The sequence below is a fragment of the Hafnia paralvei genome (assembly GCF_020150375.1).
GTDB lineage: Bacteria > Pseudomonadota > Gammaproteobacteria > Enterobacterales > Enterobacteriaceae > Hafnia > Hafnia paralvei.
Window position 1 is genome coordinate 4021767 of sequence record NZ_CP083737.1, and the last position, 16615, is coordinate 4038381.

A 16615-nucleotide genomic window follows, 5' to 3' on the forward strand; every position below is an offset into this window, starting at 1 on the left:
AAGATTATAGAGAAGTAGAATCTAAAGATCGAATAATTTTTCGGGGTAAAATTGATTTTGTGACTGCATCCGGTAGACAGCAACACCGGATGCGAGTGTTTTTTAAACAAACCTTTACGGTAAATGCTCTAGACGCAGGTAATCCTCACTCTGCATCTCCTGTAGACGCGACAAACAGCGCTGATATTCAAACTTAAGATGCTCACCCTGATAGATCTCAAACATCGATAACTCAGCGCTAATGATCAATTTTACGTGCCGCTCGTAGAATTCATCGACCAGCGCTAAAAAACGACGAGCGGCATTTTCGTTTAGTTTGTCCATCTTCTTGACGTGATGCAAAAAAACAGTGTGATAGCTACGAGAAAGCGCTATGTAATCAAGCTGGCTGCGCGCGTCTTCGCACAGCACCGAAAACTCAACGGCTAATACGCCACTCGAACGACACAATGCAGGGAGCGGGCGATGATTAATTTCTAATACTGGATTGATTTCACCCACGTTACCGGCCAGTTTGGCAAACATCTCATCCATGTGGTGTCGTGTTTCATTATTCATCGGCGAAAAATAGAGCCCCGCCTGTGTCAGGGTACGCAAGCGATAATCAATGCCGGCGTCCACGTTCATCACAGTACAATACTGCTTTATAAGATCGATCGCGGGCAGGAAGCGCGCACGCTGCAAACCGTTATAGTAAAGATTATCCGGCGGGATATTCGATGTTGATACCAGCGTAATGCCGCGAGCAAAAAGAGCCTGTAGTAAAGTTCCTAGTAGCATAGCGTCAGTAATATCAGACACAAAAAACTCATCAAAGCACAGCACGTCAGTTTCGGCTTTAAAGCCGTCGGCGATGATTTCAAGCGGATTTTCATGCCCCTGAAGCGCGACCAATTCTTCCTGCACACGCAGCATAAAGCGATGGAAATGCAGGCGCAGTTTGCGTTCACCGGGAAGGCTATGGAAAAACATATCCATCAGCCATGTTTTTCCTCGCCCAACACCGCCCCACATATACAGACCTTGGACGGGGACTTGCTGCTTAGACGTGGGCTTCCCCCATAGTCGTTGCAAGCGGCCGCGCAGTCCGCCGCTCTCTGACGGTGGCGTTGCATTTTCTTTTTCAATAAGCGCCTGCTGAATAATAGTCAGGGCATCGACAGTTTGCCGCTGCACGGCATCAGGCTGGTAATCTCCGGCATCTAACGCCTGCTGGTACAGCATTGCAGGCGTCATCACGGACGTTGTGCGATTTGATGGCATCAGGTACAGGGTCCCTACTGAATTATTATCTTTGTTGTAAACAATTTTAAAAATCACAAACGCTGCTTTTCGCGCAGCTTAACGACCAATTGTCGCCTGTTAACGATGTTTTGTCTCGTAGTGCAGATTGTTTTTGCACGAAAACCTCTCAGCAATACACCTTCAGGATTCCACTCAGACAAGGTTAACGGTTATAGTGTGCTTATGTGTAGGATATGTCGTTGAACCCCTACTAAGTAAAATAGCAAACGAAAGCACATTCTATATACAGATAGGAGTCATCATGACCTGGGAGTATGCGCTTATTGGTTTAGTCGTCGGTATCGTGATTGGTGCGGTGGCGATGCGTTTTGGCAACCGAAAACTCCGTCAGCAGCAGGTGCTGCAAAACGAGCTGGAAAAAAGCAAAAACGAATTGGAGCAATATCGTCAAGAGTTAGTGAGCCACTTTGCTCACAGTGCTGAACTGCTGGATAACATGGCGAACGATTATCGCCAGCTTTACCAACACATGGCGAAAAGCTCGAATAACCTGCTACCGGATATGCCGCCACAGGACAATCCATTCCGCTATCGTCTAACCGAAGCCGATAACGATCAAGCCCCTGTAGAATTCCCACCTCGCGATTACTCCGAAGGTGCATCAGGCTTACTACGCGCTGAACGTCGCGACAAATAATCGCTCTTCGGTGGCTGTTTTTCTAACAGCCACCTTTTAATCTTTCTTCCCAATACCCACTTTATTATTCTGAAATTGTGGAACTTAATACGCGCTCTTCGTTCTGAGTAACACAGTGAATTTACTTCGCCTGAGACACATTGACACCTTATATAGGCCATGAGAAACCATTCAATGATGAAGAAAAAATCTTTATTACTCAGTACACTCGCTTTAAGCATGGGCTTAACAATGTTGTCTGCACCAATAGCCAATGCAACGTTGCCGCCCATTGTTGCCGGACAAAATGTTCCGAGCTTGGCGCCAATGTTGGAAAAAGTGTTACCAGCCGTGGTCAGCGTTCACGTTGAAGGCATGCAAAATACCAAACCGACACCCGAAACTAAGGGCGGAGAACGCCAATTTGAAGGTTTGGGCTCTGGTGTCATTATTGATGCTGCAAAGGGTTATGTCCTGACAAATAACCACGTCATTAGCAACGCAACAACGATCAAAGTACAGCTTAACGATGGCCGCGAATACGTAGCCAAACTGATTGGCCGTGACGAGCAATCTGATATCGCGCTAATCCAACTGACCGATGCAAAAAACCTGACTGCGATAAAAATCGCTGATTCAGACAAACTGCGAGTAGGTGATTTTGCCGTTGCCGTTGGTAATCCGTTTGGCATTGGGCAAACGGCAACCTCAGGGATTGTGTCCGCATTAGGCCGTAGCGGTTTGAACCTTGAAGGTTTAGAAAACTTTATTCAGACCGATGCAGCGATCAACCGCGGTAACTCCGGCGGTGCTCTGATTAACCTCAACGGTGAGCTCATTGGCATTAATACCGCTATTTTAGCGCCTGGCGGCGGTAACGTCGGTATCGGCTTTGCCATTCCTAGCAATATGGCTCAGAGCCTGAGCGCCCAACTGATCAAATATGGCGAAGTCAAACGCGGAGTGCTCGGCATTCGTGGCCGTGAAATGACGGCTGACTTAGCTCAGGCCTTCAAGTTGGAAGCTCAGCGTGGAGCCTTCGTTAACGAGGTTTTGCCTAACTCTGCCGCGGCCAAAGCCGGAATTAAAGCAGGCGATGTCATTACAGCCTTAGATGGCAACCCGCTCAGTAGTTTCGCCGAGCTACGCGCCAAAATAGGCTCTGCGGCACCAGGCACCGTGCTGAAACTTGGCCTGCTGCGTAATGGCAAACCACTCGTCATTCCTGTGACGTTGGAAAATAGCGGAGTAACCACGACTCAGGCAGAAAATATCAGCCCAGCTCTGCAAGGCGCCACCTTGAGCGATGGCGATGTCAAAGGCACTCCGGGTATCAAGATCGACGACGTGGTAAAAGGTTCCGTCGCTGCTCAGATGGGAATGCATAAAGGCGACCTGATCATCGGCGTCAACAGCGAACGTATCCGCGATATCGCATCCTTACGTAAAGCGCTGGCAGCTAACCCACCGGTTATCGCTCTGCACATGCTACGCAACGGTGAAGGTCTGTATCTGCTGATTCGCTAATATTGCTTTAACAAAAGCACTAATTATACAAAAACCGCACAAAAATCGGGCATAGGCGTGTGCCGTGCCCGATTTTCTCTGTTATTCTTCGCGTATCTTTTCTTACCCTTTCAGAAACTTCATGTTTACTAAGATATTACGCTCAGTTTTTCTGGGTTTTGTGGTAGCCATCATTTTGCTGATTGCGGTGCCATCACTGCGTCCGGCAGGACTGTTCTCGCTGTTTAAAACGGCGTCGTTTGAAGAGTCCCCCGTCAGCTATAACTCTGCGGTGAAACGTGCAGCCCCTGCCGTCGTTAACGTATACAACGGCAGCATGAGCAACAACGGTCAGGGCAATAATGGATTGGCGATCAAAACTCTGGGTTCAGGCGTTATCATGGACAGCAAGGGTTACATTCTTACCAATAAACACGTGGTCAGCGGCGCAGACCAAATCGTCGTCGCATTACAAGATGGCCGTGTATTTGAGGCCATGCTGGTCGGTTCTGATACGCTCACCGATTTAGCCGTGCTGAAAATTGAAGCCACTAATTTGCCAGTCATTACGATAAACCCTTCGCGGGTTCCTCATATTGGTGACGTAGTGCTCGCCATTGGTAACCCATACAACATTGGGCAAACGACCACACAGGGAATTATCAGTGCTACTGGGCGTGTCGGTTTAAGCACCTATGGGCACCAGAACTTTTTACAAACCGATGCTTCCATCAATCACGGTAACTCTGGCGGCGCATTGGTTAACACGCTGGGCGAACTCGTCGGCATCAACACGCTATCACTAGACAAAAGCAACGATGGCGAAACCCCCGAGGGTATCGGTTTTGCTATCCCTACCGCTCTTTCTAGCAAAATTATGGCAAAACTGATCCGCGACGGACGCGTTATTCGCGGCTTTATCGGCGTGAGCGGGCGTGAAATTGCGCCAGCAAGAAACCAGCCTCAGGCCAATGCAATGGAACGAATTCAGGGCATTATCGTGCGGGATGTTGCGGCTAATGGGCCAGCTGCAAATGCTGGGATCCAACCCGGAGATATCGTGCTTAATGTAGACGGCAAGCCTGCCGTCAGCGCCGCTGAAACCATGGATCAGGTCGCCGAAATTCGCCCTGGCACCGTTGTTCCCGTTATCATTATGCGCAATGGCGAGCGCATGACGCTTAGCGTGACAATTGAAGAGTTTCCGAACGTAGATTAACTTGTTCGGCTCGCTTGATCAGTGAACATAAAAAAACGCCATCGAAAGATGGCGTTTTTATTTTTAAGCTCAGGCAGAATTACTCGCCTTTAACACGCTCGATATTTGCGCCCAAGGCGCTTAATTTGTTCTCGATGCGGTCATAGCCACGGTCGATGTGGTAAATACGATCGACGATAGTTGTGCCTTCCGCGACGCAACCTGCAATCACCAAACTTGCAGACGCACGCAGGTCAGTTGCCATAACCTGTGCACCAGACAATTTCTCCACGCCGTAGCAAATCGCCGTGTTACCTTCGATCTCAGCATGAGCGCCCATACGGATAAGCTCAGGAATATGCATGAAACGGTTTTCAAAGATAGTCTCAGTGATCACACCGGTACCTTCAGCCACCAGATTCAATAAGCTGAACTGTGCCTGCATATCCGTTGGGAACCCCGGATGTGGGGCGGTACGTACGGTAACCGCTTTTGGGCGCTCGCCATGCATATCCAGCGAGATCCAATCCTCACCCACTTCAATATCTGCCCCCGCTTCGCGCAGTTTCGCTAATACCGCATCCAAAGTATCTGGGCGCGTATTACGGCAAATGATTTTTCCACGAGTCACTGCAGCAGCGATCAGGAAAGTACCGGTTTCAATGCGATCAGGCAATACGCGGTAAACACCACCGCCCAGACGAGCAACGCCTTCAATAGTAATGCGATCTGTACCGGCGCCCGAGATTTTGGCACCCAACGTATTGAGGAAATTCGCAGTATCAACGATCTCCGGCTCACGCGCGGCGTTTTCAATCACGGTTGTCCCTTCAGCCAGCGTCGCTGCGCTCATGATGGTAACTGTCGCGCCAACGCTAACTTTATCCATGACGATATGCGCACCTTTCAGGCGACCGTCGACAGAGGCTTTAACGTAGCCCTCTTCCAGCTTAATCTCAGCACCCAGCTGTTCTAACCCTGTGATATGTAGGTCAACCGGACGTGCTCCGATTGCACAACCACCGGGCAGAGAAACCTGACCATAACCAAAACGCGCTACCAATGGACCTAACGCCCAGATAGAAGCACGCATGGTTTTCACCAGATCATAAGGCGCGCACAGCTCATTAACGTTGCTCGCATCCACATGAACGGAACCATTACGTTCGACGCGTACACCCAACTGGCTTAACAATTTCATCGTCGTATCGATGTCTTTCAACTTCGGCACGTTTTGAATTTCTACCGGCTCTTCAGCCAGCAATGCAGCGAACAGAATTGGCAGAGCTGCGTTCTTCGCACCAGAAATGGTGACCTCGCCGCTTAGGCGAGTGGGCCCCTGCACACGAAATTTATCCATTATTACCGATCTCAGTTAATCATTTAAAACAACCATCACCGCGAACGGTAATAGCGAGTATGGGGATCACAATGCGTTAAGCTTGCGGTCGCGCTGCCATTCTTCAGGCGTGAATGCCTTAATCGACAGAGCATGAATTCTGTTATCTGCAATGTATTCCATTAGAGGCGCATACACTGTCTGCTGTTTTTTGACTCGGCTCATACCGGCAAACTGTTCACCGACAACAATCACCTGAAAGTGGCTGCCGTCACCGGTCACATGGGCTTCCTGCAGGGATAATGCGTTCATCAACACATCTTTAATTTCATTGTTGTCCATGGGCGCTCAATCATTGAATTATAAAAAATAAGAAAACCATTTTAGCATTCTTGGCCAGATGCTCTTTATACCCGAGATAATTCGAAGCACATACTGACGGTAATCAAGCTAGCCATCAGGGCTTACGTGGGGATGTGTCTAAGGTAAACGAAGACGGCCAACGCATATGCAACGGGTGTAAGCCAAAAAGAACTTAAGCCGCCCATATTAGAGGAAATACGCCCCATCTTAAACAAAGAAAAGCCCCCGATAGCATCGTTATCGAGGGCTTTAGAAATAATCCTAATAATTGCACTAAGTTAGGATGCTAACAAAACGCTATCCGTCAAAAGTATGTCATTAAGATTGTAGAGTGCGATCAACGTGCGTAAACGCTCGCTCACACCGGTAATAACGATCTGAGAAGCGCCAGTAGCACCGGTGTTTTGTACATGAACCAACATCGCTAGCCCTGCAGAGTCCACCCGCTCTAATCCACTCAAATCCAGACGTTTCTTACCTTCAAGTAAAGTGTGGCGATCGTCCCAAAAACTCATTAGCGAATCTCTGTCGAGAATGCCAATCAGCTTGAGAGTATCCTCTTCGCTACGCCATTGCAGGACATTCGCCGCCATTATTTTTGATCCAACGTAATAGGCTGTTGAGCAGAGGAAATCAATTGCTTAGTCAACCCATCAACACCGTTCTGGCGCAGAATGGACGCCCACTCATTCTGCTTAGTGGTGATCATACTTACACCTTCCGCAATCATATCAAATGCCTGCCAATTTCCCGTTTGGCTGTTCTTGCGCCATTGGAAATCCAGACGTACAGGAGGACGGCCCTGCGGGTCAATGATAGTCACACGAATAGGAACAATAGTTGCGTCGCCCAAAGCTCGCTCAGGCGCAATATTGTATGTCTGGCCATGATACATGGCTAACGCCTGACCATACGCCTGTTCTAAGTAAGATTGGAACGCTTTGAAATAAGCTTCACGCTGCGCGGGGGTCGCACCGCGATAGTACTGGCCTAACACTAAAGCGCCAGCATATTTTACCTGTACATAAGGCATGAGTTCTTCATGAACGATAGTGCGCAGGTAATTTGGGTCTTGCTTAATCTTCGGCTGTTCGTTTTTCAGACGATCAAATGTCTGCTTAGCCGCAGCATCCATCAGTTTGTAAGGGTTGGTCTGATCAACGGCGGCATTTGCCAATGTTGAAGATATTGGAGCCACCACCAGCAGCGCCACCATCAAAATACGTTTAAACATGCATAACTCCCCTAAATTAATGTGCTGCCGGAGCCTCAGTTGGCGCAGTAGCGTCATCTGAAGCGCTGTCTTTCTTGTTGGCATCATCGTTGCCGCTCTTATACAAGAACTGGCCGATCAAATCTTCCAACACCATGGCTGATTTGGTGTCCTGAATCGTTCCGCCATCTTTTAAAATAGCAGTCCCCATCTCAGGATCTTCAAAACCGACGTTTAATGCGAGGAACTGCTCGCCGAGAAGCCCCGAGGTACGGATAGCCAGTGAGCTCGTGTCAGGGATATTGTTGTACTGCTCGTTGATATCCATCGCCACGCGTGGCAAATAGGTTTTAGGATCTAGCGTAATATCAGCAACCCGCCCGATGACGACACCACCGATTTTGATCGGTGAACGTGCTTTCAAACCACCGATATTATCGAAGGTCGCATAGATACGATAAGTGGGTTCATTGCCCAGCGACTTAACATTCGCAACCTGCAAGCACAGGAACACTACCGCACACAATGCGATAAGCATAAATACGCCAACCCAAATTTCACTTTTTTTCGTTTGCATTGCATCAGTTCCCAAACATCAGTGCTGTCAGCACAAAATCTAATCCTAAGACCGCCAGCGACGAATGCACGACGGTGCGCGTGGTCGCGCGACTAATCCCTTCAGAGGTCGGTATGGCATCATAGCCGTTGAACAAAGCAATCCACATAATCGTGATGGCAAAAACCACGCTCTTAATCATGCAGTTCACCAGATCGGTATGAAAATCTACCGAGCCTTGCATAGCCGACCAGAAGAAACCGCTATCAATCCCTTTCCAATCAACGCCCACCACAGAGCCACCCCAAATACCCACGGCAACGAAAATTGCCGTGAGCAAAGGCATACTGATGATGCCCGCCCAAAAGCGCGGAGCAACGATACGGCGCAGCGGATCCACTGCCATCATTTCCATACTGGAAATCTGTTCTGTCGCTTTCATTAAACCGATTTCTGCCGTTACCGCAGAACCTGCTCGACCTGCAAACAGTAAGGCGGTAACAACCGGGCCAAGCTCGCGTAGCAGCGACAGCGCCACCATCATACCAAGGCTCGCCTCTGCACTATAGGTGGTTAAAATCAGATAGCCCTGCAAACCCAGCACCATCCCGATAAACAATCCGGAAACGATAATGATCAGCAAAGACTGCACACCAACGCTATATAGCTGTTTACGCAGCAACGGCCACTGTTTGGCAAACTCGGGCTTGCCTATCAGGGCATTAAACATCATCAAGCCTGCACGTCCAAAAGAGGCACAAACGTTGATTCCTCGGCGTCCAAACGACGCCAATGCATTTAACAACATGTGATCACTTACTCCCTGATCCTAAGGGGGCCAATCCAAGCAACGCGGAGCGATAATCGCCTGCCGGATAACGGAACGGCACTGGCCCGTCGGCAATACCATCAAGGAACTGCCTAACTCGCGGATCGGTATTACTATTGAGTTCTTTCGAACCCCCCTGAGCCACTACGCGCTGATCAGCCACAATATAAGCGTAGTCAGCAATACTCAATACTTCCGGCACATCATGTGATACCACCACACAGGTAATGCCCAATGAATGATTAAGTTCATCAATCAACTTAACCAACACGCCCATGGTTATCGGGTCTTGACCCACAAAGGGCTCATCAAACAGAATCATTTCTGGATCGAGGGCAATCGCGCGCGCCAGCGCAGCTCGACGCGCCATGCCTCCCGACAGCTCAGACGGCATCAAACCACCTGCGCCACGCAATCCTACCGCTTCAAGCTTCATCAACACCGTCGTGCGAATCAGCGACTCGGGCAGTTGCGTGTGCTCGCGTAGCGGAAAGGCTACGTTATCGAATACGGTTAAATCAGTAAACAACGCGCCGGATTGGAACAACATGCTCATTTTTTTGCGAGCGTCGAACAGCTTATGACGCGAAAGAGAGGGAATATTTTGTCCATCAAACCAAATTTCCCCTTTGTCTGGACGGATCTGCCCGCCAATCAAACGCAGTAAAGTGGTTTTACCGATCCCAGAAGGCCCCATAATGGCGGTAATTTTCCCTTTCGGTACGGTCATCGTTATATCGGTAAAAATTTGTCGGTTACCACGGCTGAAACTCATGCCGTTGATTTCCACCAAATTCGTTGCCTGTTGATTCATGAGCTAGGGTCTCTTAGTCATCGTTATGGCACTGATTTATTGCACTGATAGCCTTCGGCCGCGAAACTCAATTTCTGTTAGCCATATTCAGTCTCCAGAGAGACTCGTCCAAGTCAGCACGAAACAGGATTCTCTCACGTTCTGCTCTAATACAATGCTAATTACTTTGGCCAATATTGTCATTTCAGCTCGAAACTAGGGCTATCGGGTGCATTCTTACAAATATTTCCCATGATTTTCTGACTAAAGGTGCCATGGGTTTTACTTTTCCTTCACTGGCAGTCAGAATTGTTACGATTAACGAGGATTCTGGCTCAACTCCTGCATCGATGGCTCACTTGCAAGAAATTCCGCGCCATTAGCAGAGTAAGACCGCCATTAATCGATTTTTCGCTACGTTTTTTACACGAACCTGCAAAAACGCCGGATTGTCCCCAACAAAGGATTCTGCATGCTGCTCGCCACCCTATTGTTGATTGTTGGCTTAATACTATTGGTTTATGGCGCTGACCGCTTAGTTTACGGAGCCGCAGCTATCGCACGATCGTTCGGCGTCCCACCGATGATTATCGGTATGACAATTGTGGGGATTGGCACATCCCTGCCCGAGCTGACCGTCTCCCTGACGGCGGTGATGAACAATCAACTTAACACCGCGGTCGGCACCGTTATTGGTTCAAATATAGCGAATATCTTACTGATTTTAGGCAGTGCTGCACTGCTTCGCCCACTTTCAGTCCGGTCTGATATTCTCAGGCGCGAACTCCCGCTAATGTTGGGCGTGACTATATTGTGCGGTTTTGTGCTCTATGACAATCAGCTAAGTCTGCTGGATGGTGTCATTTTATTGCTAACGTTTACCGCTTTTATCTGGTTAATGCTAAAAATGGCTCGCTTAGCCATGCGTGAGGGTAACGACCCTCTGACCGATGAACAAATGGCCGAACTTCCCAAGGATACCAGCAATACGGTGGCGTTGCTGTGGATTGCGCTGGGGCTGATCATTTTACCGTTATCAGCAAAGATGATTGTAGATAACTCGACGGTTATCGCTCGCTATTTTGGCGTTAGCGAATTAGTGATTGGGCTAACCATTATAGCCATTGGCACCAGTCTGCCTGAGCTGGCGACGTCAATCGCAGGTGCAATAAAAGGCGAGCATGACATCGTGTTGGGTAATATTATTGGGTCCAATATTTTCAATATTTTGATTGTACTTGGTGTTCCAGCCCTCATATCACAGGGGGATACTCACTTTGACCCAAGTGCATTTGGCCGAGACTACTGGGTGATGCTCGGCGTGAGCGTCGTGCTCACCGCATTGTGTATCAGACGAAAACACAAAATTGGCCGGATGGCTGGCGCACTGTTGCTGTGCGGATTTATTGCGTATGTTGCGCTGCTATTTATGCCTCACCCCATCAATCTGTATTAAATGAGTACAAGACGGCAAGCATAGCTTAACGTTGTGCATAACCGATTAAACCGCTGAATCGAGTGAGAAAAAAACATGTCACATTTGGATTTACAGCCGGGATTTGACTTCCAGCGAGTGGGAAAGCAAGTTCTTCAAACTGAGCGCGAAGGACTGGCACAGTTAGACCAATACATTAATGAAGACTTCACTAAATCCTGCGAGGCGATCCTAAGCTGCTTAGGCAAAGTCGTCGTGATGGGGATGGGTAAGTCAGGCCATATTGGTCGCAAAATTGCGGCAACGCTAGCCAGCACAGGCACTCCCGCGTTCTTTGTGCATCCGGGTGAAGCAAGCCACGGCGATCTGGGCATGGTCAGCTCACATGATATCGTGCTAGCAATTTCCAATTCTGGCGAATCCCATGAGATTCAAGCGCTGATTCCTGTACTCAAACGCCAAAAAGTAAAACTGATCTGTATGACCAACAACCCAGACAGCTCTATGGGTAAGGCCGCAGATATCCACCTATGCGTGAAAGTCCCACAGGAAGCCTGCCCGTTAGGTCTGGCACCAACCACCAGCACAACGGCAACACTGGTCATGGGCGATGCGCTTGCCGTTGCACTATTGCAGGCTCGTGGTTTTACCGCTGAGGATTTCGCCCTTTCGCATCCAGGTGGAGCCTTAGGCCGCAAACTGTTACTCCGCGTGAGTGACATTATGCACACCGGTAGTGAGTTACCGCACGTCAGCCGTGATGCCTCTCTGCGTGATGCTCTGCTGGAGATTACACGCAAAAATCTCGGGTTAACCGTCATCTGTGATGACCTGATGAAAATCGAAGGTATTTTCACTGATGGTGACCTACGTCGCATCTTTGACTTAGGCGTTGACTTAAATAATGCGAAAATTGCCGATGTTATGACATCCGGTGGTATCCGCATTCGTCCAAATGCCTTAGCTGTCGATGCATTAAACCTGATGCAGGCTCGTCATATCACTTCGCTGCTGGTTGCTGATGGCGATCAACTGATTGGCGTGGTTCATATGCATGATATGCTGCGCGCTGGCGTGGTTTAAGAATTAACGTTTAGGTGAAAAATTAATGAATGAGCAAGGTATGAATATCGCTACCTGTTATGGCCCTGTTGCCCGTAAAATCATGGACTGCGCAGCAGAAATTCGTCTCGTCATCTGCGACGTTGACGGCGTTTTGTCTGACGGCCTGATTTACATGGGCAACAACGGCGAAGAGCTAAAAGCGTTTAACGTACGCGATGGCTATGGTATCCGCTGTCTCATTACCGAAGGCATTCATGTGGCGATCATTACCGGTCGCCAATCTAAATTAGTTGCCGATCGAGCAACTACGCTAGGAATTGAACACCTATATCAGGGGCAGTCTGATAAACTGATTGCCTTTGAGAAAATTCTCGCCGATCTGAACTTGCAGCCGCATCAGGTATCCTACATTGGCGATGATTTGATTGACTGGCCGGTGATGGCCAAAGTTGGACTTTCCGTTGCAGTAGCTGACGCGCACCCTATTTTATTGCAGCGCGCTCAATATGTTACCCGTATTTCAGGCGGGCGCGGTGCAGTTCGTGAGTTATGCGATCTCATCCTACAGTCGCAGGGCAAACTGGATGAGGCCAAAGGGCTATCAATATGAGTAAAACCAAACGCTGGGTCATCCTGCTATTAACGATTATTGCGTTGGCACTGATTGGTTGGAATCTGACAGAAAATGATTCTGATACCTCTCAAGTGGCTGTCAATAATCAGGAGCCGACCTATCGCAGCCAGCATACTCTGACCGTGGTCTATGACCCGACAGGTAAACTAAGCTATAAGCTGGTAGCAGAAGATGTTCAGCATTTCTCGGAGGATAAAACCAGTTGGTTTACTCATCCGGTGCTGACGACTTACGATCAGGACACCTTACCGACTTGGTCTATCCGTGCGGATAAGGCAAAGCTAACCGATGACCGTATGCTTTATCTATACGGAAATGTAGAAGTAAACAGTTTGACGACGACCTCGCAATTGGAAAGGATTACTACCGATAATGCGCAGGTAAACCTAGTGACTCAGGACGTCAGCTCTGATGATGAAGTCACTCTTTATGGGTCAAACTTCACCTCCCATGGTCTGAAGATGCGCGGGAACATGCGGGAAAAAACCGCAAGGCTGATTGACAAGGTAAAAACCTACTATGAAATTCAAAACAAACCACAAAATCCTTAGCCTTATCGTTGCCGGTACATTGCTAACGGCAAGCGTTCCAGCGCTGGCTCTGACCGGAGATACAGAGCAGCCGATTCATATCGACTCGGCTCAGCAGTCGTTGGATATGCAAGGCAACACCGTCACCTTTACCGGTGATGTCGTCGTGACTCAGGGCACGATTAAGATTAATGCAGACAAAGTTGTCGTCATCCGTCCTAACGGTGCTCAGGGTAAAGAAGTCGTTGAAGGTTATGGTAATCCCGTAACGTTCTACCAGATGCAAGACAATGGTAAACCTGTCAGCGGCCATGGGCAGAAGCTTCGCTACGAACTGGATAAAGACTTCGTTATCCTGACCGGCAATGCATTCCTGCAACAGGTTGATAGCAGTATCAAAGGTGACAAAATTACCTATCTGGTTAAACAACAGCAGATGGAAGCCTTCAGCGATAAAGGCAAGCGCGTTACCACCGTGTTGATTCCATCTCAGTTGCAGGATAAAGGTGGAAAAGCAGCAGCGACGCCTGCGCCAGCTAAGCCGAAAGCGCAGAATGAACCTGCTGCATCAAAAGGCAAATCTCCGTTTAGCCAGTCCTCACAGACCAAGAGTAACTAATTCGTTATGGCAACTTTAATTGCTGAAAATCTGGCCAAAGCCTACAAAGGTCGCCGCGTAGTTGAAAACGTTAGCCTGACCGTTAATTCAGGTGAAATCGTAGGTCTGCTCGGACCCAATGGCGCGGGTAAAACGACCACGTTTTATATGGTTGTCGGCATCGTTCCACGTGATGCAGGCCGTATTGAAATCGACGATGAAGATATCAGTCTGCTGCCGCTTCACGCTCGTGCACGTCGTGGAATAGGCTACTTGCCACAAGAAGCCTCTATCTTTCGCCGCTTGAGTGTGTATAACAACCTGATGGCCGTGCTGGAAATTCGTGATGACCTCACGAAAGAACAGCGCGCCGACCGCGCCGACGAACTGATGGAAGAGTTTCATATTGCCCATCTACGCGACAACCTCGGACAGTCACTGTCCGGTGGCGAACGCCGCCGCGTCGAAATTGCACGTGCTTTAGCCGCAAATCCTAAGTTCATCCTGCTGGATGAGCCATTTGCGGGCGTTGACCCAATCTCTGTTATTGATATTAAAAAAATTATTGAACACCTGCGCGATCGCGGTTTGGGCGTATTGATTACCGACCATAACGTGCGTGAAACGTTAGACGTTTGTGAGCGTGCTTATATTGTGAATCAGGGCAACCTCATTGCTCATGGCACTCCATCTGAAATCTTAGATGATGAGCAGGTTAAACGCGTCTATCTGGGTGAAGAATTCCGTCTGTAATGACGGCTATCTTGCGTCATACATATCCTGCACTTTGCGCAGGATATGCCGTACGGTGGTCTTTATGCGGCCGGACTCTTTTTTTAGTTTAGCAGGTACTCTGCTTGCACCAATGGAAATGAGCTCGCGATTATGAAGCAAGGTTTGCAACTCAGGCTAAGTCAGCAGTTAGCGATGACACCACAATTGCAGCAGGCGATCCGCCTGTTGCAACTATCAACGCTAGAGCTTCAGCAAGAGATCCAACAGGCGTTAGAAAGCAACCCACTGCTTGAACAAGATGACACTCACGATGAAATAGAAACTTCAACGGAAGAAGTCAACGAGGAGCTGGACACACGTGAACAGCTAGAGCAACCGGATATGCCCGAGGAACTCCCCCTCGATGCCACATGGGATGAAATCTACACAGCAGGAACGCCATCAGGCACAGGCACTGATTACAGCGATGATGAGCTGCCTATCTATCAAGGTGAAACAACACAAAGCCTGCAAGACTATTTAATGTGGCAAGTTGAGCTAACGCCCTTCAGCGACACCGATCTGGCCATTGCCACCGCCATCGTAGACGCCGTCGATGATACCGGCTATCTCACTTCTTCTCTCGACGATATTTTAGAGAGCATGGGTGATGAACTTGTGATGATGGATGAAATTGAAGCCGTGCTCAAACGTGTACAACGTTTTGATCCCGTCGGCGTTGCTGCACGCGATTTACGTGACTGTTTACTAGTACAGCTTTCTCAGTTTGCCGATGATACCCCCTTCCTAAGCGAAGCTCGTCTCATTGTTGATAAACATTTAGATCTGTTAGCCAACCACGATTTCCGTAATCTGATGCGTTCGACTAAGCTGAAAGAAGACGTGTTAAAAGCAGCCATGCAGCTCATTCAAACGCTCGATCCGCGTCCTGGGCTCTCTATCAATACCGGCGAATCAGATTATGTCATCCCAGACGTTTTAGTGCATAAACACCAAGGCCACTGGGTCGTCGAACTGAATCAGGATAGTGTTCCACGTCTTAAAATTAATCAGCACTATGTCTCGCTCGGCGCACAAACCCGCAGCGACAGCGACACGCAATTCATCCGCAGCAATCTGCAAGAAGCGAAGTGGCTGATTAAAAGCTTAGAAAGCCGTAATGACACGCTGTTGAAGGTTTCACGCTGCATCGTTGAACAGCAGCAGGCATTTTTTGATAATGGTGCCGAATATATGAAGCCGATGGTGCTGGCCGATATCGCTCAGCAAGTCGACATGCATGAATCCACCATTTCTCGTGTGACCACGCAGAAGTTCCTGCACAGTCCGCGAGGTATATTTGAACTGAAATATTTCTTCTCTAGTCACGTCAGTACCGAAGATGGAGGCGAAGCCTCGTCAACGGCGATTCGCGCACTAGTGAAAAAGCTCGTTGCAGCGGAAAACCCAGCTAAACCGCTGAGCGACAGCAAGCTAGCGACCTTGCTTGCCGATCAGGGTATTATGGTTGCCAGACGTACCGTTGCTAAATACCGAGAGTCTTTGTCCATCCCACCGTCTAACCAACGCAAACAATTGGTTTGACCATAACAGAGAAGGAAGACACTATGCAGCTCAACATTACCGGACATCATGTCGAAATAACCGAAGCTTTGCGCGAATTCGTCACCACCAAATTTGCCAAACTCGAGCAATACTTTGACCGAATCAACCAGGTTTATGTGGTACTGAGCGTGGAGAAAATCCAACATATTGCCGAAGCAACGGTACATATTAACGGCGGCGAGCTGCATGCCACCTCTGAGCAAACAGACATGTATGCTGCGATTGACACCTTAGTTGATAAGCTGGCACGCCAGCTCAACAAGCATAAAGATAAATTAAAACAACACTAACGTTT

General features: G+C 48.7%; 19 protein-coding genes. 11 read left to right on the forward strand and 8 right to left on the reverse strand.

Going from position 1 to position 16615, the window contains the following annotated elements:
• Positions 1-114: 114 nt before the first annotated feature.
• Entirely contained in the window at positions 115-1236 is a 1122-nt protein-coding gene (gene zapE / locus K9N75_RS18650) for a cell division protein ZapE (protein WP_039184965.1), read from the reverse strand.
• A gap of 310 nt (positions 1237-1546) precedes the next feature.
• Between zapE and zapG the strand changes: the two genes are divergently transcribed.
• From zapG to degS, 3 genes are all read left to right on the forward strand, one after another.
• Positions 1547-1942, forward strand: a complete 396-nt coding sequence (gene zapG / locus K9N75_RS18655; protein WP_008815206.1) for a Z-ring associated protein ZapG — start codon at positions 1547-1549, stop codon at positions 1940-1942.
• A gap of 177 nt (positions 1943-2119) precedes the next feature.
• On the forward strand, positions 2120-3448 hold the full coding sequence (locus tag K9N75_RS18660; protein WP_040012418.1) for a Do family serine endopeptidase: 1329 nt from the start codon (positions 2120-2122) through the stop codon (positions 3446-3448).
• A gap of 121 nt (positions 3449-3569) precedes the next feature.
• On the forward strand, positions 3570-4646 hold the full coding sequence (degS, locus tag K9N75_RS18665; protein WP_004091271.1) for an outer membrane-stress sensor serine endopeptidase DegS: 1077 nt from the start codon (positions 3570-3572) through the stop codon (positions 4644-4646).
• Between the two features lie 79 nt (positions 4647-4725).
• On the opposite strand, the gene murA is transcribed toward degS, so the two are convergent.
• The 7 genes from murA to mlaF form a co-directional block, all read right to left on the reverse strand.
• Positions 4726-5985 carry a UDP-N-acetylglucosamine 1-carboxyvinyltransferase gene (murA, locus tag K9N75_RS18670; RefSeq protein WP_008815208.1) on the reverse strand — a complete coding sequence of 420 codons (1260 nt, stop codon included), beginning with the start codon at positions 5983-5985 and terminating at the stop codon, positions 4726-4728.
• A 66-nt stretch (positions 5986-6051) separates the two neighbouring features.
• The gene (ibaG, locus tag K9N75_RS18675; RefSeq protein ID WP_008815209.1) at positions 6052-6306 is read right to left on the reverse strand and encodes a BolA family iron metabolism protein IbaG; all 255 of its coding nucleotides are present in this window, start codon (positions 6304-6306) and stop codon (positions 6052-6054) included.
• Between the two features lie 299 nt (positions 6307-6605).
• Positions 6606-6920 carry a lipid asymmetry maintenance protein MlaB gene (gene mlaB, locus K9N75_RS18680; protein ID WP_061059551.1) on the reverse strand — a complete coding sequence of 105 codons (315 nt, stop codon included), beginning with the start codon at positions 6918-6920 and terminating at the stop codon, positions 6606-6608.
• On the reverse strand, positions 6920-7561 hold the full coding sequence (gene mlaC / locus K9N75_RS18685; RefSeq protein WP_008815211.1) for a phospholipid-binding protein MlaC: 642 nt from the start codon (positions 7559-7561) through the stop codon (positions 6920-6922). Before mlaC ends, mlaB begins: the two co-directional genes overlap by 1 nt.
• A gap of 16 nt (positions 7562-7577) precedes the next feature.
• The gene (gene mlaD / locus K9N75_RS18690; RefSeq protein WP_039184853.1) at positions 7578-8117 is read right to left on the reverse strand and encodes an outer membrane lipid asymmetry maintenance protein MlaD; all 540 of its coding nucleotides are present in this window, start codon (positions 8115-8117) and stop codon (positions 7578-7580) included.
• Positions 8118-8121: 4 nt separating this feature from the next.
• Positions 8122-8904: a lipid asymmetry maintenance ABC transporter permease subunit MlaE gene (gene mlaE / locus K9N75_RS18695; RefSeq protein ID WP_008815213.1), complete on the reverse strand. Its 783-nt coding sequence runs from the start codon at positions 8902-8904 to the stop codon at positions 8122-8124.
• Between the two features lie 4 nt (positions 8905-8908).
• Positions 8909-9739, reverse strand: coding sequence for a phospholipid ABC transporter ATP-binding protein MlaF (gene mlaF, locus K9N75_RS18700; protein ID WP_004091262.1), 831 nt, complete (start codon positions 9737-9739; stop codon positions 8909-8911).
• A gap of 451 nt (positions 9740-10190) precedes the next feature.
• On the opposite strand from mlaF, the gene K9N75_RS18710 reads away from it, so the two are divergent.
• From K9N75_RS18710 to hpf, 8 genes are all read left to right on the forward strand, one after another.
• Positions 10191-11174, forward strand: a complete 984-nt coding sequence (locus K9N75_RS18710) for a calcium/sodium antiporter (RefSeq protein WP_008815214.1) — start codon at positions 10191-10193, stop codon at positions 11172-11174.
• A gap of 75 nt (positions 11175-11249) precedes the next feature.
• Positions 11250-12236 carry an arabinose-5-phosphate isomerase KdsD gene (gene kdsD / locus K9N75_RS18715; protein ID WP_008815215.1) on the forward strand — a complete coding sequence of 329 codons (987 nt, stop codon included), beginning with the start codon at positions 11250-11252 and terminating at the stop codon, positions 12234-12236.
• Between the two features lie 25 nt (positions 12237-12261).
• On the forward strand, positions 12262-12828 hold the full coding sequence (kdsC, locus tag K9N75_RS18720) for a 3-deoxy-manno-octulosonate-8-phosphatase KdsC (protein WP_008815216.1): 567 nt from the start codon (positions 12262-12264) through the stop codon (positions 12826-12828).
• Positions 12825-13403, forward strand: coding sequence for an LPS export ABC transporter periplasmic protein LptC (gene lptC, locus K9N75_RS18725; protein ID WP_008815217.1), 579 nt, complete (start codon positions 12825-12827; stop codon positions 13401-13403). The genes kdsC and lptC overlap by 4 nt, the downstream gene beginning before the upstream one ends.
• Positions 13372-14001 carry a lipopolysaccharide ABC transporter substrate-binding protein LptA gene (lptA, locus tag K9N75_RS18730; protein ID WP_008815218.1) on the forward strand — a complete coding sequence of 210 codons (630 nt, stop codon included), beginning with the start codon at positions 13372-13374 and terminating at the stop codon, positions 13999-14001. Before lptC ends, lptA begins: the two co-directional genes overlap by 32 nt.
• Positions 14002-14007: 6 nt before the next feature.
• Positions 14008-14733 (forward strand): LPS export ABC transporter ATP-binding protein, encoded by a 726-nt coding sequence (gene lptB / locus K9N75_RS18735; RefSeq protein ID WP_008815219.1) that lies wholly within the window; start codon positions 14008-14010, stop codon positions 14731-14733.
• Between the two features lie 132 nt (positions 14734-14865).
• Entirely contained in the window at positions 14866-16299 is a 1434-nt protein-coding gene (rpoN, locus tag K9N75_RS18740; protein WP_004091253.1) for an RNA polymerase factor sigma-54, read from the forward strand.
• Positions 16300-16322: 23 nt separating this feature from the next.
• Complete coding sequence (gene hpf / locus K9N75_RS18745) at positions 16323-16610, forward strand: ribosome hibernation promoting factor (RefSeq protein WP_008815220.1); 288 nt, start codon at positions 16323-16325, stop codon at positions 16608-16610.
• The last annotated feature ends 5 nt before the right edge of the window (positions 16611-16615 follow it).